We start from the raw sequence: 23153 nt of genomic DNA on the forward strand, positions 1-23153 counted from the left end.
GCATCCCGGAAAGCCGCCATATGTAAGGTCTCGCCGGCCTCCCCTCATGCCGGCGAGACTCATTGGTGGGCCGCTGTCCCCCGTGGCCGAGCCCCCCGAACCCAGCGAATCGACTGGGCCCGTCCCGCCACCAGGGTGCGCGTCTGACTGGTCCGAAGAGCGCAGCCAGGTCGGCCAGGCCTTTTCTGAGAACCGGCCTTCTGCGTGGGGATCTCATCCGCCTCAAACTTGACATACAGACACTCATATCTGTTGACATTGTCCGTCCAACGCTGCTATACTCCCTCCCAGTGAGAGTCCTGCGCGATGCGCGTTCATCAAAGTTGAATGCGCTGCCGCGGGCCGCGCTCCTGAAGTGAGCCCCCATACCCGAACCAGAGGAGACAGCAGATGGCCAAAGCAGTCGGTATCGACTTAGGAACCACCAACAGCGTGATCGCTGTGATGGAGGGCGGCGAACCGACCGTCCTCGTCAACAGCGAAGGAAACCGCACGACCCCATCGGTCGTCGCCTTCAAGGACGACCAGCGCCTGGTAGGCCAGGTTGCGAAGCGTCAGGCAGTGCTCAATGCGAAGGGCACGCTCTTCGAAGTCAAGCGCTTCATGGGGCGGACCTGGGACGAGGTCAAGGACGAAGCCGAGAGGTCCCCGTACGAGGTCGTGCGCGGGGAGGACGGCGGCGTCCGCTTCCTGGTGGGCGACAAGAAGTACACGCCCGAGGAGATCTCGGCCATGGTCCTCCGCAAGATGGTCGACGATGCCAGCTCCACTCTCGGTGAGAAGATCACCAAGGCGGTCATCACCGTTCCCGCCTACTTCAACAACTCTCAGCGTGAGGCCACGCAGAACGCCGGCAAGATCGCCGGCCTCGAAGTCCTCCGGATCGTGAACGAGCCGACAGCCGCCGCTCTCGCCTACGGCATGGACAAGAAGGGCAACGAGACCATCCTGGTCTTCGACCTCGGTGGAGGCACCTTCGACGTGTCGGTGCTCGAGGTGGGGGATGGCGTCTTCGAAGTGCGCTCGACCGCCGGCGACACCCACCTCGGCGGATCCGACATGGACTACGCCATCGTCAATTGGCTGAGTGAGGAGTTCAAGAAGGAGTACAACGTCGACCTGCGCAAGGACAAGCAGGCCCTCCAGCGGCTGATCGAGGCCGCCGAGAAGGCAAAGGTGGAACTCTCGGGAATCCCCGAGACGACCATCAGCCTGCCTTTCATCGCCATGGACCCGGCCTCGAATGCGCCGCTCTACCTCGAGAAGAAGCTCACCCGCGCCAAGTTCGAGGAACTCATCGATCCCTTGATCAAGCGGCTGCGCGCTCCTGTGGAGCAGGCCCTGAAGGACGCCAAGCTCAACAAGGGCGACATCGACGAGGTCATCCTGGTGGGCGGTTCCACCCGCGTTCCTGCCGTGAAGCGGCTGGTCAAGGAGATGTTGGGCAAGGACCCCAACCAGTCGGTCAACCCCGACGAGGTAGTCGCCCTCGGCGCCGCCATCCAGGCCGGCGTGCTCACCGGTGACGTGGAGGACATCGTCCTCCTCGACGTGACCCCGCTGTCCCTGGGGGTAGAGACCAAGGGCGGCGTCTTCACCAAGCTGATCGACCGCAACACTACCGTTCCAGTGCGCAAGACCGAGGTGTTCTCGACCGCCGACAACAACCAGACCGGCGTCGAAGTGCACGTGCTGCAGGGCGAGCGGACCATGGCGTCGGACAACAAGTCGCTGGGCCGTTTCAAGCTCGAGGGGATCCCGCCCATGCCTGCCGGCATGCCGCAGATCGAGATCACCTACGACATCGACGCCAACGGCATCCTGCACGTAACTGCCAAGGAGAAGTCGACCGGCAAGGAAGCTTCGATCACCATCCAGAACACCACCACCCTCTCGGAGGACGAGGTCAACAAGATGGTCGAGGACGCCAAGGCTCACTCGGAGGAGGATCGCGTCGCCCGTGAAGCGGCCGAGGCGCGCAACCAGCTCGACTCGCTTCGGGGCCAGGCTCAACGCGCCCTCGATGAGGCAGAAGGCGTGAGCGATGAGCAGAAGCAGCCGGTACAGGCCGCCATCCGCGAAGCGGACGAAGCGCTCGCTGGGCCGAACGATAAGGAGAAGTTCGAGCGTCTCGCTCAGGAGCTCGCCCAGAAACTGCAGGAGTTCCAGCAGCAGACGGCGACTCCGGCCCAGGGCTCGAACGGCGAGGCGGAACAGAGCGGAGCAGCCGAGGAAGACGACGTTATCGACGCCGACTTCAAGCCGGCGGGCTGATAGCCGAGGTGGACGGGGCGGTGGCGCCCTGCCCAGGAACGACCGCGAGGGCAGGGTGGCGCCGCCGCCCTGCCCCTCCGCTTACTTCGAGATCAGGATGATGATATGAGCGAGATAACCGACCACGACAAGGAGATGCGCGAGAACGCCGAAGCGGGCGTTGAGCGCCAGGAGCCGCAGAACGGGCTGCAGGGAGACGGTGAAGCGGCGCCCGCCGGCAGCGAGCCGCGCAGCGCCGACGAACAGGAGGTCGAGGTGCTCCGCAGCGAACTCGTCCGCCTGCAGGAGGAGCTTCACGAGGCCGGCAGCCGCGCCGATGAGATGAAAGACCGCTACCTTCGCGCCCGGGCCGAGCTGGACAACTACCGGAAGCGCGCCGCGATGGAGGCGGAGCGCGCGCGGGAGGCGGGCCTCGACAGCGCCGTCCTGCCGGTCCTGTCCGTGTACGACGACCTCAAGCGGGCCCTGGAGGCGGCCGAGGGAACCGATCCCGCCGGCATCGTTCCGGGCGTCCAGGGGGTACTTACCACTCTCGAGCGCAACCTCGGCAACCTGGGCATCGAGCCGGTTGGCCGAGTGGGCGAGAGCTTCGACCCGGACCTCCACGAGGCGTTGACGACCGTTCCTACCGACGAAGCCGACAAGTCCGAGACCATCGCCGAAGTCTTCCAACTGGGCTTCCGCAGGGGCGACCGGCTCATCCGGCCCGCCCGGGTGGTCGTCTACCAGAGCTGAGGTCGAGTCATGGCCGCGTACAAGGACTACTACCAGATCCTCGATCTTCCCCGCAGTGCCTCCCAGAAGGAGATCCGCGCCGCGTTCAGGAAGCTGGCGGCCAAGTATCACCCGGACAGGAACAAGGATGACCCCGGAGCCGAGGAGCGGTTCAAGGAGATCAACGAGGCCTACACCGTCCTGAGCGACGAGGAGAAGCGGAAGTTCTACGACCAGTACGGGAGCAACGGGGGACCGCCTCCCTACGCGCAAGGTTCCGACGGACGGGGCTACACGACCGTGAACGCCGAGGAGTTCGCCGGTTTCAGCGACTTCTTCCAGAGTCTCTTCGGCGGCGGCTTCGGCGGCTTCCAGGGGAGCTACCAGACGAGCTTCGGCCCCGAGTCGTTCGGCGGCTACCAGGAGGGGAGCTTCAGCAACCGCCCCGTCCAGCAGCGGGCCACGGAAGCGGAACTGGTAATCGACCTGCCCCTCGCCTTCCGTGGGGGCGTGACGACCGTGAGCATCGACGGTCGCAGGGTCGAGATCAACATCCCGGCGGGGACCCGCGACGGGGCCCGTCTCCGGCTCCGCGGCCAGGCACCGGGCGGCGGCGATCTCATCCTCAGGATCCGCCTGCAGGAGCACCCGGTCTTCACCCTGGACGGCGACAACGTGAAGGTGAAGGTCCAGGTGCCCGACTATCGGGCGGTCCTGGGCGGCGCCGTGCGAGTGCCCACGCTCGACGGTGAGGTCGAGATGAAGCTGCCAGCCGGGACCAGAACGGGCAGGGTACTCAGGTTGCGGGGGCAGGGCTGGCCCCGCTCGAGGAGATCGAGCGGGGAGAAGGCCGAACGTGGTGATGAACTCGCCGAGATCGTCGTGACGATCCCGACGTCGCCCACCGCCGAGCAGCGCAAGCTTTACGAGCAACTCGAAGCGGCAGCCGGGAGTGCCGGCGACGAGAAGGCGAAGTCGAAGGCGACGGCCTGACGCTTGGCGCCCAGGGCCCGGATGCCAGGGACGTCGTCACGAGCGCAGGGTTCTCACCAACCGGGTGCTACCGTGACGGGGTGAATCCGAACATAACCTCAAGCAACCGGCTCTGCATCGCGGTATTGGCGCTCCTCATCCTGCTGCTCACCGCCGCGTGGGCCCAGTCCGACGAGCCGACGAACGAACCGGCCGATTCGAGCGACGAGGTCGTCCTCAAGGCGGGTGAGTACGAAGAAACCGAGAGCGAGTTCGAATCTCGCTTCGAGATCGCCATCCGCGGTCTGGCCGCCAGCCAGGGGCTGCAGCTTACCGACGAGGTGCGCTCGCAGCTAGCGCGCTTCAAGCCCAGCTACCTCGAACAGCGGGCCGCCGAAGTGGCCCTGCTGCAGGAGGCCGAGGAGCGTGGCATCGTCGTCAGCGAAGAAGAGGTCGAAGGGCGCCTCGCGGAAGTCCGGGGGAACCTGGCCGAGGGGCAGGATTTCGGCGAGGTGCTGGAACAAGCCGGCTTCCGCGACGAAAGCCAGCTTCGCCAGTTGGTGAAGGAGACCGAGACTATCCAGCGGACGGTAGACGCGATCGAAGCCGAGATAGAGGTCTCGGATGAAGAGGTCATGGAGTTCTACGAGGCCAACCAGCAGATGTTCGAGCAGCCCGAGCAGGTGTGCGCCCGGCACATCCTCGTCGAGACCGTCGAAGAAGCCGAACAGACGCTGGCCGATCTCGAGGCCGGCGCGGAGTTCGCCGAGCTGGCGGCGGAACGCAGTATCGACCCGGGGTCACCCGACGGCGACCTGGGCTGCTTCGGGCGCGGGCGGATGGTCCCACCCTTCGAGGAGGCTGCTTTCTCGGCCGAGGTGGGGGAGCCTGTGGGCCCGGTGGAGAGCCAGTTCGGTCAGCACATCATCCTCGTCTACGACCGGCAGGAGGCCACGGTGGCCGATCTCGAGGAGGTCCGCCCCAGTATCGAGCAGCAGTTGCGGAGCCAGCAGTTGGCCGCTGCTATCGAGGAGGTACGCCAAGCTTCGAACGTGGAGATCTTCCCCGAACGCCTGGACGTGCCGGCGCCTGAGGAAGCCGCGCCGGAGGCCCCGGATGGAGCTGTTCCCGCTGCTCCGGAAGAGGCTGCTCCCGCCACTCCAGATGGTGAGGCCGCTCCTGCGGCACCCGAGGACGCTGCGCCCGAGGGTGAGGGCGAACAGCAGGAGCCGGCGCCCGCGTCGCCGGACGACGAGTCCGCCGGTAGCGAGGGAAACGACGGCCAGTAGCTGGATAGGTACCGGAAAGGTGGCGGGCTGAACTAGTTCAGTCCGCCGCTTCCGTCGTAGTCCGGCTCCCTACCCACCTGGTTCCGGCACCCGTGCTCGCCCGCAGCCTGTCAGCAAGCTGGGCGGTGTGGTGCTGGAGGTGCCTGAGGTTGACCAGCTGGTGCTCGAGCTTCGAGATGGGGTACCAGGAGAATCCGCTGTCGGGGCTGTTGAGGTCCATCGTGTCCACGGCATCGTCGACCAGCGAATCGCACAGTTGCAGATATTCGAGCGCCTCTTGCCGAGTGTAGGGTCGGGGGAGGAGCGGCAGGTCGCTTTGCGGGTCGGCCGGGCCGGCGATCCCGTCCTCGTGCTGAACATCCGACTGGTGTGCGGACCAGGGCACGAAGGCTGCTTCTTCGATCTGCAGATAGAGGTGGGTGAAGTAGAGCACGTGGTAGGCGATCTGCCAGTAGGCGTTGGTGTGCTGCCTGCTCGTCCACTCGGCCTCGGGACAGTTCTCGATCGTCTCGCGCAGCATCGCCAGTCCGGCGTGATACTGCCGCTTGAGCGCGTCGCTCAGGTGGTGCACGGGTAACTGTTCCTCGTCGGCCATCACATCTCCTCGCGTTCACGGGGCCAGGCGCTCCAGGCGCCAGCCCTCCTCCTCCCGACTGTAGCGGAACCGGTCGTGCAGGCGGTCGGGCCGGCCCTGCCACAGTTCCAGGGCCAACGGCCGCAGCCTGAATCCGCCCCAATGGTCGGGCAGGGGAACCTCACGACCCTCGAACCGCTGCCTGGCCTGCGCCTCACGCTCCAGTAGTTCGGCACGGCCGCTCAATGGCTTGCTCTGCGGCGAGGCCCAAGCGCCTATCTGAGAACCCCGAGGGCGGGAGCGGAAGTAGGCCTCCGACGCCTCGCGCGAGATCTTCTCGACCACGCCCTCGACCCGCACCTGCCGCTCGAGTCGATCCCAGTAGAGCACCAACGCCGCCTGCGGATTCGCTGCCAGGTCCTGAGCCTTCCTGCTCGTGTAGTTGCTGTAGAAGAGGAAGCCGTCAGGACCGTACCCCTTGAGGAGCACCATGCGAGCAGAAACGCGCCCGCTGAGGTCGGCCGTCGCCAGTGTCATCGCGGTGGGCTCCAGCAGATCGGCGCCCACCGCTTCCCGCATCCACTTGCCGAACTGAACCAGCGGGTCCGGTTCCAGGTCGCGTTTGCGGAGTTCCGCGCGACGGTAACCCCTTCTCAACTCCTCGATGCCCATCGTCACAGTCTATTGTCGCTCGCATCCGGCTGTGCCGCTGCGCGGAACGACTCGCTGCAACACCGCCGCGGCGACATTCCCGCCCGGGCGCCGGTGATAGCTTTTCCGCATGGCGAACCGGCTGGCCGGGGAATCGAGTCCCTATCTGAGGCAGCATCGCGACAACCCGGTCGACTGGTATCCATGGGGCCCTGAAGCGTTCGATCGAGCGCGGCGGGAGAACAAACCGGTGCTGCTCTCCGTCGGCTACTCCGCCTGCCACTGGTGCCACGTGATGGCGCACGAGAGCTTCGAGGACCCCGAAACCGCGCGCCTCATGAACGAGCACTTCGTCAATGTCAAGGTGGATCGTGAGGAGCGACCCGACGTCGACTCGGTCTACATGAACGCCGTACAGGCGATGACCGGAGCGGGGGGCTGGCCCATGACCGTGGCGCTTACGCCCGAGGGGGAACCGTTCTTCGGCGGCACCTACTTCCCTCCCGAAGACCGCTATGGGCGGCCCTCATTCCGCCGAGTGCTCGAGGGGCTGGCGTCCGCCTGGCGCGAACGGCACGACGAGGTAGCGTCCTCGGCGGCCGAGATGAGGGAGTACCTCACCAAGGTCGCTGCCGCAGGCGGCGGGAGGGGGAACCTCGATCCCTCGCTGCCGCGAGAGGCGGTCGAGACGCTCCACCGCCAGTTCGACCCACGGCACGGCGGCTTCGGCGCTGCTCCTAAGTTCCCACCCCACTCGGTGCTGCGCTTCCTGCTCGCCCGGCCCGGAGACTACGCCCGTGCGATGGCTCATCGAACTCTTCGCGAGATGGCGAAGGGCGGGATCTTCGATCAGCTCGGGGGAGGGTTCGCGCGCTACAGCGTCGACGAGCGCTGGCTGGTCCCGCACTTCGAGAAGATGCTCTACGACAACGCGCAGCTGCTATCGCGCTACAGCGAAGCGTACCGGCTCAACGCCGACCCGCTCTACGAGCGGACGATCGAGATGACCGTGGACTGGCTCCAGCGCGAGATGCAGAGTCCCGAGGGCGCCTACTACAGCGCCCTGGATGCCGACAGCGAAGGGGAGGAAGGGCGCTACTACCTGTGGGAAGAAGCTGAGTTCGACGGGCTTCTGGGGAGCGAGGCGCCCCTGGCGAAGGAGTGGTTCGGGGTCAGCGCGTCAGGGAACTTCGAGGGACGGAACATCCTCACTGCCGCCTTCGACGAGGAGGATTTCGCGGAACGTCACGACCTCGACCCCAATGAACTGGACGAGCGGATCGAAGGCTGGCGACGGAAGCTGCTGGCTGCGCGCGACAGGCGGGTACGGCCGGGCCTGGACGACAAGGTGATCACCTCCTGGAACGGCTTGGCGATAGCCGGCCTGGCCGATGCGGGACGCGTACTCCATCGACCCGGTTACGTAGACCTTGCCCGGCGCGCAGCCGGCTTCGCGCGGGATGAGTTGTGGAGAGACGGGCGCCTCATCCACGTTCACGGCGGGGCCCATGGACGCGTCCCCGGACTGCTCGAAGATTACGCCTTCCTGGGCCTGGGGCTCCTCGCCCTCTACCACGCCAGCTTCGAAGAGGAGTGGCTCCTCTGGGCTTTGGAGCTCGCGGAGGCGATGACGGATCATTTCGCTGCCGAGAGGGGCGGCTTCTACAGCACCCCTGACGACGGTGAGCAGTTGATCGTGAGGCCCCGTGGGGTATCCGACAGCGCCCTCCCGGCCGACAACGCGGCGGCCGCGGAGCTACTGGTGCACGTAGCCCGGCTCACCGGCGAGGGGGCGCTCGAACGCCAGGCCGAGGCGGCAGTCGCCGGCATGGCCGACCTCGCTCGGCAACATCCCGCCGGGATGGGAGCCAGCCTCACCACCATAGAGTTCCTGTTGCACCCGCCCCGTGAGGTGGCGGTCATCGGAGACCCGGCGGACGAGGCGACGAGGCAACTGCTGCGGATCGTGCAGCAACAGCCGCTCCCCTACGCTGTCGTCGCGCACGCCGACGGACCCGATCACCCCCTTGTCGGCCGGCTCCCGTTCCTCCAGGGCCGAGGGCCCATCGACGGCAAGCCCGCCGCATTCGTTTGCGAAGCGGGCGCCTGCCGGCTGCCCGTCACCGACCCGGCAGAGCTGGCGCGGGAGCTGGTCGAGCAGGCAGCCTAGGTTGCCACCGCTCAGGGGAAGGACCGACCTGGAGGCTAGAATCGAGCGTGGGATTCGACCTCCTCACGGGTCCGCCGGGCTCCGGGAAAACAAGTCTCCTGATCGAGCGGGCCGTCGAGTTGTCTGCCCGCGGGAGGCGGGTCTGGTGGGCCGGGCTCCCCAGCCAGAGGAGCGACGTCTACCGGCGCGCCACTCGTCAGGGCGCCCTGCTAGGGCTCGAGTTCCAGACGATGCAGCAGGTCTACTACCGCCTGCTAGCCCACGCCCGTAGGCTCAAGCCGTTGATCGTGGGCACCGGCCGCCTGGCACTGGTCGGTGAGGCACTGGCCTACGAACGCAAGCGGCTGCCCTCGCCTGGCGAAGCGCGCCTCTTCGCGGCCGCTGTAGCCGAGGCCAAACGGTACGCGGTTGGTCCGGCCGACCTGCCCGCCGGAGACAGCGAACTGGAACGTCTCCGGACCGTCTTCCGAACCTACGAGCGACTGAAAGGCGATGCCTGGGATTACGACGACTTCCGGATCGAAGCGTTGCGTCTCGCAGAGTCGGGCGCGGCCTCGCCGGAAGCCGACGCGCTCATCGTCGACGGTTTCAGGGAGTTGTCTCCCGTCGATCTGCACCTCCTCTCGCTGCTGGGCGAGCGTTGCGAGGTGAGACTAGCCCTGCCGCAGGCACCGGCGGGCCTCATCCCCGGCAAGGTCCTGGCGCCTCGTGACGCTGCCAGCCGTACGGTCTACCGGGCCCCGAACCCGGTGAGCGAGGCTCGCTGGGTGTTGAACTCGCTCAAACGCGACCTCGCCTGCGGGGTCGACCCGCTCGACCTCGCCGTGATCCTACCGGGCGGCGAGAGCGTCGCCTTCAGCGCCTTGGCGGACGAGTACGGAGTACCGGTGATGGATGAACGGCCTACCTCTTTGGCCGACACGGTGCCGGGCCGCCTGCTGGTCGAACTCCTCGAGCTGCCCGACTACCCCACCGCCTCCCGCCTGCTTCCCGTGCGCGAACTGGCGTCGCTCGCCGACGCTGCCATCGAAGAGGGCGTTGCCGGTCACGCCGCGTTCGAGCGGCTCGCCCGGCGATTGGGGGTAGGCGCCAGCTGGGAAAGCTGGCTCGCGCGGCTGCGAGTGCCGGAGGAGGGATCGGCGGCAAGGATCGACGCCTGGGCAACGAGCCTAGTAGATCTGGCCCTGTCGCTCGCCGACCTGGAGCTGGAGGTAGACGGGCCTCGCGGGGCGCTGCGGGTCGCTGATAGCGGCGGCACCGGCACAACCCGAAGGTCCGGCGCCGAGGTGTTGCCGGAGAGGTTCCGGGAGCAGGCGTTGCTACGAGCGAAAGAGGCGCAGCGTGTCGCAGCCGGGCAGGGATTCCGGGCCTGGTGGGCCGCCTTGCTGGCCGATACGCATACCTCCGTCAGACGCCCTGGAGGCGTGGCGCTGATGGACGAGCGTCAGGCGAGCGGCAGGCGGTTCCGTCGCGCCTACCTGATGCGAGCGAACGAAGGCGCGTACGGCGCCGGCGAACGGGAGGATTATTTCGTGCCCGAGGAGTGCCGCGAGCCGCTCGCCGCCCTGCTCGAAGGTGCGCGATCGGTCCTGCCCCGGCGCTTCGAAGGGCGAGAACGGCTGCTGTTCGAGGAACTCACCAGTCTCGCCGACGAGGTCGTCGTGACCTACCCCAGCGGCGACCAGGGAGGACCGTTACTGCCCGAAACGGGCCTGCTCGGCGACGCCGTCCCCCAACCTCTGCCCGCTCAGCAGCTGGGCAGCCGGATCGAGCTGGCGGTAGGGGAGAGCTACCTGGCCGACAGGAGCCGTACCGGAGAGCTCACCGTCGGCTGGCCGATCACCCTCGAGGACCTGCGACGTTTCGACCAGTGCGCCATGAGGCAGTGGCTGGAGGGGCTGCTGGGCGAACGGCGGGATGAGCCGGCCGCCCCCTGGTGGCGCTCGTTCCGTCAAGAGCTGCTGGCGCAGACGAGGCTCGATGCCGGGAGGCTGGAGCTGCTGTGCAGCCGCTACCCGAAGGCCGCTTCCTGGCTGGAGCGGCACCGGCAGCTACTGCTCGAACTCAGTTTCGGGGTCGCTCTGCCCGTTGTCCCGAACCATGTCTCGGCTCGTCTGGACGCTGCCGTGACGGCGCAGGGGGAAGCGAGGATCTACGCCTTCGCACCGCCCGCCGAAGTTGCCGACCGACCGTCGGCCGAACAGTTCATCGAGGGGCGCTGGACCGAACTGTGGGCCGCGGGCCATATGCTCGAGCGGTTCCCGCAACAGGTCGAGGGCGTGCGACTCTTCGCCTGGCCGTTCCTCGGCGATCCGATCGAGGCCTACGACGGCGCCATCGGCTACGAGTGGGGGCGTATCGCTTCGAGGCGAAGGCGAGCCCAGGAGGCGCTGGAGCGACTGCGGAACGGCTCCATCGAACCGGCTCCCGGCTTCCACTGCGGCAGCTGCTCCGTGCGCGACGTGTGCCGCGAAGGCGCCCAGAGTTGAGCGGGCGCGACCGGCCTGGGCGCGCCCGCAAAGGTAGGACGACCACTGGGCGGGGAGCGGCTGCGTGAGAGTTCGAGTGGCATCGGCCGGCACCGGCAAGACGACCAGTCTGGTGCTGCGTTATCTCGAGCTCATCGCAACCGGGACCCCGTTGCGGCGCATCGCCGGCGTAACCTTCACCCGCACCGCCGCCGCCGAACTCCGTCAGAGGGTAGGCGCCGGGCTCGAGGCGGTTCTCGAGTCGGGCGGGTACCTTCACCTCGCGCCGGGCCAGCAGAACCGGCAGGCGTTCGAGGAAGCCAGGCGCGAGCTGGACGGCGCCACACTCACCACCATCCACGGGTTCATGATCGGAGCGCTCCGTCTCGCCGCCCCCACGATGGGCCTGGATCCTGAGTTCAACCCCGTTGCCGAGTGGGAGGGCGAGGCACTCTTCGAGGAGGAGCTGAGGAGCCTGCTCCTGTTGGCCTCCGACCCGGGCCATCCGCTCCACCTGACCGCGGAGCGACTTGGGCGGTCGGCCGGCAGCGACCTGCTCGACCTGTTCCGCAAGCGGTCGCTCGTCGATCGGTTCGAGGCCGGAAGCGACGAGCGGAGTGAGGCGGCGGTCGAACTCTTCGAAGCGGCCTACGAGGCTTACGAGAAGCGGCTGGGTGCGACGATGCTGGCTCCCGGCGAGGTGGAGCGGCGGGCGCTGGCCATGACCCGCGTGCCGAGGGCGATGGAGCGCCTGCGGGACCGCTACCGGGTCGTGCTGGTAGACGAGTTCCAGGATGTGAACCCGGTCCAGGGTCGTTACTTCGAAGCGGTCGAGGCGTCCGGCATCGAGGTGGAAGTGGTCGGCGACCCCAAGCAGTCGATCTACGGGTTCCGCAACGCCGACGTGGGCGTGTTCCGGCGGGCGCTGGCCAACGGCGAGGAGCTTCCGCCCCTCGTCAGCAGCTACCGCCACGGTGAGCTCGTGAACCGCTTCCTGAACAAGCTCACCGCGACGCTGGGCGAACGGGAGATGGGCTTCTCGGCCCGGGAGGCGCCCTCAATCGGAGGCGCCGGCGAAGCGACGAGCGTTCGGGGGCGCATAGAGATGCACTGGGTGGTGGGCGACGAGCCGGTCGCGGAGCTGCGCTGCTCCGAAGCGAAGGTGCTGGCTGAACGCCTCTCTGCCCTTCACCACGACCTCGAGATCCCCTACCGGGAGATGGCCGTGCTCGCTCGTTCCCACCCCAGCCTCGCCGTCATCGAGGCGGCGCTGGAGGAGGCAGGCGTGCCCGCCATCCTGCTGCAGGGACGCGGCTACTTCGAGCGGCGCGAGATCAGGGACCTTTACAACGCGCTGCGCGCGGGCGTCGAACCGTCAGGGGTGCCGTTCGCCGCCTGGCTCCGCGGGCCGTTCGGAGGACTTTCGGCGAACGACTTCGAGGCCGTACTCGCCGCTCCCGAACCGCTCGCCCGGCTCCGTCTAGTGAATCCGGCAGCGGCCCAGAGGTACGACCGTCTGCGAGAGATAGTGCTGCTCCCACCACTGGAGGCGCTCAAGGCGCTCGTGCGCGAACCGCTGATCGACGGGCTCAGCCTCGTCAGTTTCCTGACGGAACGTCAGCGCGAGAACGTCGACGCTCTCCTCTTCACCGTTGCTGGCCAGCCGCCGGCCAGTCTCGAGGTCCTGCTCGAGCGGCTCGACCTGCTGGGGCGTCAGTCCGACGCCGGCGACGTTCCGCAGACGGGCGAAGGCATCGAGCTGCTTACCGTCCACGCCGCCAAGGGGCTCGAGTGGCGCGTCGCCGCCATCTTCGACCTGGGCAGGGGGGCGCCGCCGAACCGCGACAGCCTGCGGGTGGACCCGGAATCGGGCCGCGTCGCCCATCGCGGCAGCCCCGAATTCGACCTCGCCGGCAGCAAGATCGCTCGGCGCGAAGAGGCCGAGAGCTACCGGTTGCTGTACGTCGCGGCCAGCCGACCGCGGGAGATACTGCTTCTGACAGGCAGCGCCAGGGGTGGCCGTGCAAAGGGCTGGGCCAAGGTGCTCGAGTTGATGTCGCTGGGACCCGGGGCGAGGCCGCGAGAGACCGCCGGCTTCCGCCTCGGAGTGCACCGGGTGAGGGCCGAGGCGAGCAGGTCAACAGGGCGTCCCGGGAGCGGAAGCTCGGCACCGGTTCGGGAGAGCGCCCCGTGGCTCGACGATACCTTCCCCACCCATCCCTATCCCCCCGTCTTCAGTCCCTCCCGGCTCAAGACCGTTCAGCGCGGCAGCCCGCTCGCCTCAACGCGGCGCGGAGCTGGGCGCCCAGCGGACGAGCCGCTCGAGCCCGCCGACAGGCGCCGAGAAGGGGTGGTCGAGCCCGCCGAGATGCGCCTGCGCCGAGAAGGCGTGGTTGAGCACCCCCACGGAGGCGAAGGGCTGCCGAACGAGCCCGGCGAGCCGATCCGGCCCGGGGAGGCGGAGGAGTACCTGCCTGGCCGCGCCAGCGCGGTCGGCACCCTCGTTCACTACGCGATCAGCCAGTCGTGGCGGCCCGACGATCCGCAGCACCTGGAGAACCTCCTCGCTCAGGAGGTGATGTTCCCTTTCAGCCGGCCTGAGCAGGAGTCGATGCTGGGCGAGGTGGCGGAACTGCTCGCCAACTACTGGTCTCTCGTCGGCGCCGCTCTGCCGGAACTCGAGGCCAGGGAGGTGGACGAGGCCGAACTGCCGATCGCGCTCCCTCACGGCGCGACCGTCTGGCAGGGGGTGATCGACCGGCTCTACCGTATCGACGGACGATGGCATCTCGACGATTACAAGACCGACAGGATCGTCGATCCCGGCCTCTACCTGGCGCAACTTGCCATCTACAGGCGGGCGGTGAAGGAGGCCCGGGGCGTGGAACCTCTGGCCAGACTCGTCTACCTTCGTTCCGGTGAGGTGGTAGACATCGGCGCGGACCAGCTCGAATCGGCGTTCGAGGCCGCGATGTCACGCGACGATGAATCGGGGTCCCGGCCACGCGACTAACGGCCGAAGCCCGGCGGGCGCGGCACGCCTGACCTAGAGGCTGGTGCGCCAGGCGGTCCGCCTTCGACCGTAGGATCCGGGCTCGCTGCTACCATTCATCTCGATGGACGATCCGCTCGTCCACTCGATGGGGCTCACCGTAAGCCGCGAAGACACCGACGAACTGGGGCACGTGAACAACGCCGTCTATCTGATGTGGGTCGACGAGTGTTGCCGCGCCCACGTGGAACGCCTGGGCATGCCGCTGAAGTCGATGATGTCTTTCGGCGTGTTGCCGGTGGTGAGGCGGCATGTGGCCACCTATCGCTCCTCCGCCGTGCCGGGTGACCGGGTGGTCGTGTCGACCCGGGTGGTTCGCGCCCGCGGAGCTCTAGCCACCCGGCATAACGAGGTAAGGCGCGATGATGACGAGTTGCTCGTCGAGGTCGACACGATTGGGTGTGGATGGACACCCGGACCGGCAGGCCCCGAACGCAGACCGCCCAGGTGATGGCGGCGTTCGGCCTGAACCCCGGTGAGCGGGTCTGAAATTTGGCTACTTCAGGCCCGAGATGTCGGTGAGGGAGTAGATCCTCTCGTCTCTGACGGTGCCGTCGGTCCCTATGGTCCAGTTCCGCAGCACGCCGTCGAGAGTGAACCCGCAGCGTCTGGCCACCCGTCCGCTAGCCTCGTTGAGGTCGTCGCAGCGTATCTCTACCCGTCTGGCTCCGAGGCGTTCGAAAGCGACCGAAGCGAGTCCTCTTACCGCCTCGCTCACGTAGCCGCGGCCAGCCGCACTGGTCCTGATCCAGTACCCGATCTCGAACCGGGGGACGCGCCAGTCGATCCGGTGCAAGCCGCTGCTACCCAGCAGTTCGCCGCTCGCTCGATCGAAGTAGTGGAACCTCAGGTCCTCGAAGGTGATGAATCTGGCCATCGCCCTTCGGATACTCTCCTCGCAACCCTCGAGCGTGTACTCACCTCTCGCCCACGGCATCCACGGCTTCAGCTGGGCCAACGACTCATGAACCGCCTCGTGGAGCGGTCCGGCATCCTCCAGTCGCGGCATGACGATGCGAAGACGTTCGGTATCGAACTCCACGGGGACATCGGGGTTCACCGGCTCTCGGCCTGCCGCTCGGAAGGATCGATGTCGAATACCGGAGTCATGCGCAAGATGATAGCCAACGTCCGTAGGGGAGTTCGAGGGGTCGTGCTAGGCTCGGGTACTCCGGAGGGCGGATGGCACTGGCAGTCGAGCTCTACTTCGACGCGCGGACCGAGAGGACGGTCGACTCGCTCCGGGAAGAGATCCACGCGGCCGGGATCGAGCCCTCGCCGCTCCTCACCGGAGCTCGGCCCCACGTCAGCCTCGCGCTGGTCGAGACCGACGACGTACCTCGGCTCAGCGAGGTCGTGGACCTCTTCGCGGCAGATACCGAGAGGTGCCCGGTCACGCTCGTCTCGCTGGCGTCGTTCTCGAGCAGCAAGGGAGTTCTCTTCCTGGCGCCGGTGCCCACGAGGCGGCTCCTCGAACTCCACGCCCGTTTCTACGCACGGCTGGCGGCCGAGCGGCTCGAGTTCGACGAGCTATACGCACCCGGGTCGTGGGTGCCGCACTGTACCCTCGAGATGGGGTTGAGCGGCTCCCAGCTGGCTACCGCTTTCGACTCGTGCTGGCGGTCCTTCAGCCCCGTCTCAGGCGAGTTGGTCGCTGCGGGCGTGGTTTCCTACCCGCCTCCCAGTACCCATTCGGTTTCACTCCTGGACGAGCCTGCATCGGCTTCAGAGACATAGTTCGGCAGCACTTGATTACACGATATCCGTCCCCTAGAATCTAGTCGTTCCGGAAAAGACGCAAGGCTTTTTCGAAACCCGGGTCCAGCCCGGAATCTGTTACACCCGCCTGGATCGGGTGGATTGGAAAGAGGATGGCAACAGGGAAAGTCAAGTGGTTCAACGGGGAGAAGGGGTACGGCTTCATCGAGCAGGACGACGGGGAAGCCGATCTCTTCGTCCACTTCAGCGCCATCGAAGGTGAGGGTTATCGCAATCTGAACGAGGGGGACGTCGTCGAGTTCGAGGTAGGTCAGGGGCAGAAGGGCCCGCAGGCCCGGAACGTCGTCGTGACCCAGAGCTCGGGCCAGGGCGACTCGGGAGGCCGTTCGTTCGGGTCCCGCCGGCAGCGGTACTGACTCCCGCGGAACGGTGGCTGGGGTTTTGCCTGATGCCAGCGGGCTTCCGTCGCTACAGGTCTTGCATTCCGTAAACGTTTGTTCTATTGTCAATTGTTTCGAAAAAAGCCCAATAGGCTGTTTTTCGTGACCGGGAGAAGCCCCGGATGTGCTTCGTGTCCCGTTGCGACAGTCTCCGAAGCGGAGACGGTGACGGGCGGTAAGGATTGAAGGATGCCTACAGGGAAAGTCAAGTGGTTCAACGGCGAAAAGGGATACGGCTTCATCGAGCAGGATGATGGCGGATCCGATCTCTTCGTTCACTTCAGCGCCATTCAGGGTGACGGCTACCGCAACCTGAACGAAGGCGACGTCGTGGAGTTCGAAGTCGGTCAGGGTCAGAAGGGCCCGCAGGCCCGCAACGTTTCTGTAGTTCGTGCTGCTGAGCCTTCGGGTGGCCGGCGCGAGCGCTACTAGCGTTCAACAGGCTAACCAATCCGAGCCGGGCTTAGAGCCCGGCTCTTTTCATCGGCACCCGGCTACCGCTGCCAGTGGCCTGTGGCCCACGGCAACTTCACGGCGCCCGCCGACGCGTTAGCTTGGTGACCACCACCGGCGCCGCCGACGGCGGGAGCGAAGGGAGCGCCATGAACGATCACGTCTACAAGAAGATCGAGCTGACCGGCTCCTCGGAGAAGGGGATCGAGGACGCCATCGCGACGGCGATCGCCCGCGCTTCCGAGTCGGTGCGGAACATGCGCTGGTTCGAGGTGACCGAGACGCGCGGTCATATCGAGAACGGCAAGATCGCGCACTACCAGGTGACCCTGAAGGTCGGTTTCACCCTGGACAGCGAGGGGGACGCCGGGTCGCCACCGGGAGCGAATTTCGTCTGAGCCGAACGGTCAGACCGGAACCCGGGTCGAATTGGGCCGCCAGTAACGGAGCGCGAGACTGAGCAGCCGAGCGAGGCTCAGGCCGACGATCGCCCACCAGACGCCGGCAAGACCCCAACCCAGCGGGATCACCAGGATCAGCAGCAGCGACCCCACCGCGGCCGAGGCGATCATCGCCCACGCCAGGTAGCGGAAGTCTTCCATGCCCATGAAGATCCCGTCCCAAACGAAGACCAGGGCGTTGAGCGGCTGCATGAGGGCGACGAAGGGGAAGATGGCGAGCACACCCGCAACCACCTGCGGGTCTTCGCTGAAGGTACGTGCCAACAGGTGACGCGCTGCCCAGAGGATCACTCCCAGCACGGCCCCGAGGAACAGGCCTAGCAGCAGCAACCGGTTCGACAAGGCCCTGGCGTCGGCCCCTACTCCCTCGCCCAGATAACGGGCGACTAGGGCCTGAGCCGCTATGGCCAGGGCATCGATGACGAGTGAGAGGAAGAGCCAGATCTGCACCGCCACCTGGTGGGTGGCGACTTCGACCACACCGAGCCGGGCGGCCACGGCGGTCGCCAGAGCGAGCGTGAGGACCAGAACGAAGGTCCTCACCACCAGCTCCCAGCCGATGCGCAGGAACGGCCGGAGCTCGGCCAGTCGAGGGACGGCGATGACGGGGCCCAGCTTCGATCGATCCCGTCCCGCCAGCAGCCAGAGGAAGCTCAGAGCGCCGAGCCACTGACCGATCACGGTGGCCCAGGCCGCGCCCGCAATGCCCCAATCCAATACGAAGATGAAGATCGGATCGAGGGCGAGGTTCACGAGGTTCAGGACGAGCGTCACCAGGAACGGCGTGCGGGTGTCCTGGAAACCGCGGTACGCCCCGTTCGCGGCCAGGATCAGCAGAACCGCCGGGATCGCCAGCGCCCGGACCCGCAGGTAGGCGAGCGCCGGCTCCAGCAACAGCCGATCGGCTCCCATCGCCACCAGGGCGGGTTTGGCGAGGAGTTGGACGAGGAGAAGCGTCGCCAGGCCCAGCAGCGCTGCCAGGAAGAGAGCCTGCACGATCCGCCGGCCCGCGGCCGCCGCGTCTCCCCGTGCGTTGGCCCTCGCCACCATCGGCGTCGTGCCGTAGGCGAGGAAGTTGAAGACGAAGAATGCGAGGGCGAAGAGGGCGCTGTTCACGCCCAGCGCGCCCAGTTCCACGGTGCCCAACCGTCCCACGAAGGCGGTGTCGACCAACGAGACGAGAGGGTCCGCCGCCAGCGTGCCCAGCGCCGGGAGCGCCAGAGCGAATATCTCCCGGTCGAAGCGACGCGACAGCACGAGGCCAAGTGTATCGCGCGTCCTCCGGTCGGTCCTTCCGGCGCCTCCCCGGGTTGTTAGACTGCCGCAGCAGGAGAAGGAGTCGACATGGCAGAGGAGAGCGGCGCCGCCGGCACCAAGGTGGCAACCCTCGAACCCCGCGACGATCTGAGGCTCACCCGCCACCACTCGAGGATCGGCGGTGCGCACGTGCCCTACACGGCCACGGCGGGCACCATGGTGCTTCGCGAGGAGAGCTTCGGACAGGGTGATCAGGCAGACCGGGCCGAGGGCCTCAAGCCGCGGGCTCAGGTCTTCGTGGTGAGCTACGTGCGCGACGACGTCGCCGACTCGGCTTCGCGGCCAGTCACCTTCTGCTTCAACGGGGGTCCCGGTTCCTCTTCCGTCTGGCTGCACCTGGGGATGCTGGGCCCTCGTCGGGTAGACATGGGACCGGAAGGGCTCGGCGAGACCCTGACGCCCCAGCTGGTCGACAACGAGCACTCGCTCCTCGACCTCACCGACCTGGTGTTCATCGATCCCGTCTCCACCGGTTACAGTCGCGCCCTCAAGGGGGAGAAGCCGAAGGAGTTCCACGGCTTCAAGAAGGACATCGAGTCGGTCGGTGAGGTGATCAGGCTCTGGTGCACGAAGAACGGTCGCTGGACCTCACCCAAGTACCTGGCCGGGGAGAGCTACGGTACCACCAGGGCAGCGGGACTGGCAGGACACCTGCAGGAGCGCCACGGCCTCTACCTCTCGGGACTCCTGCTCATCTCCTCAGTCCTCGATTTCTCGACCCTGCTGTTCGGTCCGGGCAACGACCTGCCCCCAGCCGTCTATCTGCCCACCTACGCCGCCACGGCTCACTACCACGGCAAGCTGGACGACGAACTGCAAGGGCTGCCGCTGAGGGAGCTGCTCGACCGGGTGGAGACGTTCGTCCGGGAGCGTTACTGGCCGGCGCTGTTCCAGGGGGCGTCGCTGCCCGAGGGCGAGCGGAGGGCCCTGGCCGACCAGGTCGCGCGGTTCAGCGGGTTGAGCAGCGAGTTCGTCGAGGCGAACGATCTGCGGGTCGAGATCTTCCGCTTCACGAAGGAGTTGCTGCGCGGCGAGCGGCGCACCGTGGGCCGGCTCGACAGCCGCTATACGGGGATAGACCGCGACGCGGGCGGCGAGCACTTCGAGTACGACCCTGCCTACGCTGCCTTCCAGGGTACCTACACCGCAGCCCTCAATCACTACCTGCGCAGCGACCTGGACTACTCCAGCGATCTGCCGTACGAGATCATCGCCGACCTGTGGCAGACGTGGAGCTACAAGGAGTTCGAGAACCGCTACGTGAACGTGGGAGAGACGCTCCGCAAAGCGATGAGCATCAACCCGCAGTTGCGCGTGCACGTTGCCAGCGGCTACTTCGATCTGGCCACGCCCCACTTCGCAACCGACTACACCTTCGCTCACCTGGGCCTCGATCCGACGTTGCGGGAGAACCTGGAGTTCTCCTACTACGAGGCCGGACACATGATGTACGTGCATCGGCAGTCGCTCGCCGAGCTGAAGGAGAGGCTAGCCCGCTTCCTGCTCGCGGCCGCCGACTGAGGGCCCGAGCAACGGGCCGACGTCTCACTTGGAGGGAAGCGGCCGAGCGCCTGACGGTGCCGGAGCGGACGCCAGGTGGTCGGCCGGAACGAGTTCGAAGCCCGACGACAGGCCCGAGTGCGGAGCCGTCTACGGTTCTTCGCTCCGCTTCGGGGGAGGATTCAGCGTGAAGGGAGGCCAGCCATGGAACTCGATGAACACCGTCTGCTGGACCTGCTCAAGAGTGATCCGCGGGCTCACAAGCTCATCCACGACAACGTCGACGACCGCTGGTTCGTCTACGCGTTCGATCAGAACCCGCCGGAGGTGACCAGCGTGCCGAAGGACCTGGCGATCAGGGCGCTGCAGCAACGCTGGGTCGAGGAGCATGAAGACGACAGGAGGGGCGAGTTGCCCAGCGAGCACTACGAGGTCTTCCTGCTCACCGATGCCGGGGTCGAAAGGGCAGAGGAGGGCGGCTGAGCTGAGCTAGCGAGCCTTCGCCCGGTCGAGCTCCCGTTCGACTACCTCCTTCACCAGCTTCGGGTTGGCGCTCCCGCCCGTCTCCCGCATCACCTGGCCCACGAAGAACCCCGCCAGGCCGGTCTTCCCGTCGCGATAGGCCGTGACCTTCTCGGGGTTCCGCTCCAGGACCCGCTCCACTACCGGGAGCAGAGCGCTCTCGTCGCTCACCTGCCGGAGGCCCAGTTCGTCTACCAGTTCCGACGGCGCTCCGCCGCCCTCGAGCATCCGGGCGAAGACCTCCTTGGCAGCGCGCGCCGACACCGTCCCCTCGGCGATCAGGGCTACCAGTCCGGCGAGGTGTTCAGGGGCGAGCGGGAGGTCGTCGAGGTCCCTGCCCTTGAGCTCACGCAACAGTTCGTTGACGGTCCAGTTGGCGATCGCCCTGGGATCGTCGAAGTGGCCCACCGCCTCCTCGAAGAAGCGCGAGAGCCGGGTGTCGCCGGCGATGAGCAGCGCGTCGCGCTCGTCGATCCCCATCACGTCGCGGTAGCGGCTGTAGGCCGTTCTCTGTTCGACCGTCAGCTCGGCGACCGGATCCTTGGGGGGCGAAGGTCGACCCGGTTCCTTCGCTGCCGGTTCGGTACCGCTCGCCCTGCGCCGCTCCGTCTCCTGCTGCTCAGGCACCTCTGCCTTGGTCCAGGAGTCCTTGAGGGTGACGATCCGGTTGAATACCAGGTCGTCGCTGGAGGAGTCGACCGGATCGCGCCAGAAGTAACCGAGCCGTTCGAACTGGTAGCGGGTATCGGAGGGGTCGTTCGCGACGCTCGGCTCCACGAAACCGTGGCTCACCTGTAGAGAGTCCGGGTTCAGGGTGTCGACGAACGGCACCTGGGCCCGGTCCGGTTCGGGCACCGAGAAGAGCCGCTCGAAGAGGCGGAATCGAGCCGGCAACGCCGCGTGGGCGGCGAGCCAGTGGATAGTGCCCCTGACCTTGCGCCCAACCGGGTTCCGGCCGAGTGTCTCCGGGTCGTAACTGCAAAGAAGCTCCGTTACCTCGCCGCGTTCGTTCCTGACGACCTCGTCGCAACGGATGACGTAGCCGTGTCGTAGCCGCACCTCTGCCCCTGGGGAGAGCCTGCGCCACCCAGCGGGAGGATCCTCGGCGAAGTCCCCGCGCTCGATGAACAGTTCACGGCCCATCGGCAGCTCTCGGCTACCCTCTCTGGGAACGTCGGGGGGCCAGTAGGGCGCCTCGATCGACTCGGACTCCCCCTCCGGGTAGTTGGTGATTCTGATCCGCAGCGGCTCGAGCACCGCCAGTACACGGGGCGCCTTATCGTTCAGATCGTCACGGATGCTGTGCTCAAGCAGGGCGATGTCGGTGCGGCTCTCCGTGCGCGTCACACCCACGCGGTTGACGAAGTCGCGCAGGGCGGTGGGCGTGACGCCGCGGCGGCGCATACCGCTGATGGTGGGCATCCTGGGGTCGTCCCAGCCGTTCACCCGCTTCTCGCTTACCAGCTGGATGAGTCGCCGCTTGCTGAGCACCGTGTACTCGAGCCGCAACCGAGCGAACTCGTACTGGTGCGGTCGCGGCTCGGACGTGAGGTTCTCGACCAGCCAGTCGTACACTTCCCGGTTGTTGTCGTACTCCAACGTGCAGAGGCTGTGGGTCACCCCTTCGATGGCGTCGGAGAGCGGGTGAGCGAAGTCGTACATCGGGTAGATGGGCCAGCTGTCGCCGGTCCTGTAGTGGTGAGCGTGGCGGATCCGGTAGAGGAGGGGATCCCGCATCAGCATGTTGCGCGAGCTCATGTCTATCTTCGCCCTCAGCACGTGCGCCCCGTCGGGGAACTCACCCTTGCGCATCCGTTCGAAGAGTTCGAGGTTCGCCTCGATCGATCTTCCGCGGTAAGGGCTCTCCCGGCCCGGCTCGGTGACGCTACCGCGGTACTCGCGGATCTCTGCCTCGGAGAGACTGTCGACGTATGCCTTGCCGTCGCGGATCAGTTGCAGGGCGTACCGGTAGAGCCGCTCGAAGTAGTCCGAGGCGTGCACCAGGAGGTCCCACTCGAAGCCCAGCCAGCGGATATCCTCCTTCATCGCCTCGACGTACTCGACCTCTTCCGTGACTGGATTGGTGTCGTCGAAGCGAAGGTTGGTACGGCCGCCGTAGTCGTCAGCCACCCCGAAATCGAGGAAGATCGCTTTCAGGTGGCCGATGTGGAGGTAGCCGTTCGGTTCGGGCGGGAAGCGCGTGACGACCTCCTGCACCGCCCCGGACCCGAGGTCCCGCTCGACGATCTCGGTGATGAAGTTGGGTGTCAGGATCCGTTCGTCGTCGAACGGGATCCTGCTCCTGGTTGTCGGTTTCTCGCTCATGATCGTTCCTGCGGCCTCTCGGCGTCGGCTGATTTCGCTGCTCGTGCCCGTTGCCTCCCAGACGAGGCTATCACCGGCCCCGACCGGGCATGGCGGGCCCGTACGACACGCCATGGTGACACGCTCTGCCGACCGTGTGACGCTCACTGGAGCCGTTCGGCGGGGACTCCGTTAGGGCATAAAAGGGAGACCGCCTCACCCTACTCGGGCGTACCCGGCATTAACAGGGGTCGGCGAGACGGCCGAAACCTT

General features: G+C 66.8%; 18 protein-coding genes and 1 pseudogene. 14 read left to right on the forward strand and 5 right to left on the reverse strand.

From position 1 onward, the window contains the following. Window positions 1-387: 387 nt before the first annotated feature. The 4 genes and pseudogenes from dnaK (at window position 388) to VF168_13630 (ending at window position 5249) form a co-directional block, all read left to right on the forward strand. Window positions 388-2274, forward strand: a pseudogene (gene dnaK, locus VF168_13615) (molecular chaperone DnaK). Between the two features lie 105 nt (window positions 2275-2379). Continuing rightward, window positions 2380-3009: a nucleotide exchange factor GrpE gene (locus VF168_13620; protein ID HEX7005217.1), complete on the forward strand. Its 630-nt coding sequence runs from the start codon at window positions 2380-2382 to the stop codon at window positions 3007-3009. 9 nt (window positions 3010-3018) lie between these two features. Continuing rightward, window positions 3019-3981, forward strand: coding sequence for a DnaJ C-terminal domain-containing protein (locus VF168_13625; protein ID HEX7005218.1), 963 nt, complete (start codon window positions 3019-3021; stop codon window positions 3979-3981). Window positions 3982-4061: 80 nt separating this feature from the next. Next, window positions 4062-5249, forward strand: coding sequence for a peptidylprolyl isomerase (locus VF168_13630; GenBank protein ID HEX7005219.1), 1188 nt, complete (start codon window positions 4062-4064; stop codon window positions 5247-5249). Window positions 5250-5286: 37 nt separating this feature from the next. Here VF168_13630 and VF168_13635 read toward each other — a convergent pair whose 3' ends face one another. Together VF168_13635 and pdxH are read right to left on the reverse strand one after the other, a co-directional pair. After that, window positions 5287-5844: a DinB family protein gene (locus VF168_13635; protein ID HEX7005220.1), complete on the reverse strand. Its 558-nt coding sequence runs from the start codon at window positions 5842-5844 to the stop codon at window positions 5287-5289. Between the two features lie 15 nt (window positions 5845-5859). After that, window positions 5860-6495, reverse strand: a complete 636-nt coding sequence (gene pdxH / locus VF168_13640) for a pyridoxamine 5'-phosphate oxidase (protein HEX7005221.1) — start codon at window positions 6493-6495, stop codon at window positions 5860-5862. Window positions 6496-6604: 109 nt separating this feature from the next. Between pdxH and VF168_13645 the strand changes: the two genes are divergently transcribed. The 4 genes from VF168_13645 (at window position 6605) to VF168_13660 (ending at window position 14615) form a co-directional block, all read left to right on the forward strand. Beyond that, window positions 6605-8644 carry a thioredoxin domain-containing protein gene (locus VF168_13645; GenBank protein HEX7005222.1) on the forward strand — a complete coding sequence of 680 codons (2040 nt, stop codon included), beginning with the start codon at window positions 6605-6607 and terminating at the stop codon, window positions 8642-8644. Between the two features lie 47 nt (window positions 8645-8691). Next, on the forward strand, window positions 8692-11133 hold the full coding sequence (locus tag VF168_13650; protein ID HEX7005223.1) for a hypothetical protein: 2442 nt from the start codon (window positions 8692-8694) through the stop codon (window positions 11131-11133). A 64-nt stretch (window positions 11134-11197) separates the two neighbouring features. After that, window positions 11198-14125, forward strand: a complete 2928-nt coding sequence (locus VF168_13655; GenBank protein HEX7005224.1) for a UvrD-helicase domain-containing protein — start codon at window positions 11198-11200, stop codon at window positions 14123-14125. Between the two features lie 103 nt (window positions 14126-14228). After that, window positions 14229-14615: an acyl-CoA thioesterase gene (locus tag VF168_13660; protein HEX7005225.1), complete on the forward strand. Its 387-nt coding sequence runs from the start codon at window positions 14229-14231 to the stop codon at window positions 14613-14615. Between the two features lie 45 nt (window positions 14616-14660). Here the strand turns inward: VF168_13660 and VF168_13665 are convergent, their stop codons facing one another. Continuing rightward, window positions 14661-15224: a GNAT family N-acetyltransferase gene (locus VF168_13665; protein ID HEX7005226.1), complete on the reverse strand. Its 564-nt coding sequence runs from the start codon at window positions 15222-15224 to the stop codon at window positions 14661-14663. Between the two features lie 122 nt (window positions 15225-15346). Here VF168_13665 and VF168_13670 point away from each other — a divergent pair, with 122 nt between their 5' ends. From VF168_13670 to VF168_13685, 4 genes are all read left to right on the forward strand, one after another. Continuing rightward, window positions 15347-15901, forward strand: coding sequence for a 2'-5' RNA ligase family protein (locus tag VF168_13670; protein HEX7005227.1), 555 nt, complete (start codon window positions 15347-15349; stop codon window positions 15899-15901). 134 nt (window positions 15902-16035) lie between these two features. After that, on the forward strand, window positions 16036-16299 hold the full coding sequence (locus tag VF168_13675; GenBank protein ID HEX7005228.1) for a cold-shock protein: 264 nt from the start codon (window positions 16036-16038) through the stop codon (window positions 16297-16299). A 213-nt stretch (window positions 16300-16512) separates the two neighbouring features. Next, window positions 16513-16755 carry a cold-shock protein gene (locus VF168_13680; protein ID HEX7005229.1) on the forward strand — a complete coding sequence of 81 codons (243 nt, stop codon included), beginning with the start codon at window positions 16513-16515 and terminating at the stop codon, window positions 16753-16755. A gap of 170 nt (window positions 16756-16925) precedes the next feature. Then, entirely contained in the window at window positions 16926-17174 is a 249-nt protein-coding gene (locus VF168_13685) for a dodecin (GenBank protein ID HEX7005230.1), read from the forward strand. A 9-nt stretch (window positions 17175-17183) separates the two neighbouring features. Here the strand turns inward: VF168_13685 and VF168_13690 are convergent, their stop codons facing one another. Beyond that, on the reverse strand, window positions 17184-18494 hold the full coding sequence (locus VF168_13690) for an MATE family efflux transporter (GenBank protein ID HEX7005231.1): 1311 nt from the start codon (window positions 18492-18494) through the stop codon (window positions 17184-17186). 87 nt (window positions 18495-18581) lie between these two features. On the opposite strand from VF168_13690, the gene VF168_13695 reads away from it, so the two are divergent. Together VF168_13695 and VF168_13700 are read left to right on the forward strand one after the other, a co-directional pair. Then, window positions 18582-20075, forward strand: a complete 1494-nt coding sequence (locus VF168_13695; protein ID HEX7005232.1) for a peptidase S10 — start codon at window positions 18582-18584, stop codon at window positions 20073-20075. Window positions 20076-20258: 183 nt separating this feature from the next. Then, a complete protein-coding gene (locus VF168_13700; protein ID HEX7005233.1) occupies window positions 20259-20537 on the forward strand; it encodes a hypothetical protein in 279 nt (92 codons plus the stop codon). A gap of 6 nt (window positions 20538-20543) precedes the next feature. On the opposite strand, the gene VF168_13705 is transcribed toward VF168_13700, so the two are convergent. Next, complete coding sequence (locus VF168_13705; protein HEX7005234.1) at window positions 20544-22901, reverse strand: glutamine--tRNA ligase/YqeY domain fusion protein; 2358 nt, start codon at window positions 22899-22901, stop codon at window positions 20544-20546. Window positions 22902-23153 lie beyond the last annotated feature (252 nt).

It is taken from the genome of Trueperaceae bacterium, from assembly GCA_036381595.1.
Taxonomy (GTDB): domain Bacteria; phylum Deinococcota; class Deinococci; order Deinococcales; family Trueperaceae; genus DASVCN01.

Bases quoted from the DNA above. Each gene is read 5' to 3' on its own strand.
- VF168_13620 (HEX7005217.1), top strand. From the start codon at position 2,380: ATGAGCGAGATAACCGACCACGACAAGGAGATGCGCGAGAACGCCGAA.
- VF168_13625 (HEX7005218.1), top strand. From the start codon at position 3,019: ATGGCCGCGTACAAGGACTACTACCAGATCCTCGATCTTCCCCGCAGT.
- VF168_13635 (HEX7005220.1), bottom strand. From the start codon at position 5,844: ATGGCCGACGAGGAACAGTTACCCGTGCACCACCTGAGCGACGCGCTC.
- pdxH (HEX7005221.1), bottom strand. From the start codon at position 6,495: ATGGGCATCGAGGAGTTGAGAAGGGGTTACCGTCGCGCGGAACTCCGC.
- VF168_13645 (HEX7005222.1), top strand. From the start codon at position 6,605: ATGGCGAACCGGCTGGCCGGGGAATCGAGTCCCTATCTGAGGCAGCAT.
- VF168_13660 (HEX7005225.1), top strand. From the start codon at position 14,229: ATGGACGATCCGCTCGTCCACTCGATGGGGCTCACCGTAAGCCGCGAA.
- VF168_13670 (HEX7005227.1), top strand. From the start codon at position 15,347: ATGGCACTGGCAGTCGAGCTCTACTTCGACGCGCGGACCGAGAGGACG.
- VF168_13675 (HEX7005228.1), top strand. From the start codon at position 16,036: ATGGCAACAGGGAAAGTCAAGTGGTTCAACGGGGAGAAGGGGTACGGC.
- VF168_13680 (HEX7005229.1), top strand. From the start codon at position 16,513: ATGCCTACAGGGAAAGTCAAGTGGTTCAACGGCGAAAAGGGATACGGC.
- VF168_13685 (HEX7005230.1), top strand. From the start codon at position 16,926: ATGAACGATCACGTCTACAAGAAGATCGAGCTGACCGGCTCCTCGGAG.
- VF168_13695 (HEX7005232.1), top strand. From the start codon at position 18,582: ATGGCAGAGGAGAGCGGCGCCGCCGGCACCAAGGTGGCAACCCTCGAA.
- VF168_13700 (HEX7005233.1), top strand. From the start codon at position 20,259: ATGGAACTCGATGAACACCGTCTGCTGGACCTGCTCAAGAGTGATCCG.
- VF168_13705 (HEX7005234.1), bottom strand. From the start codon at position 22,901: ATGAGCGAGAAACCGACAACCAGGAGCAGGATCCCGTTCGACGACGAA.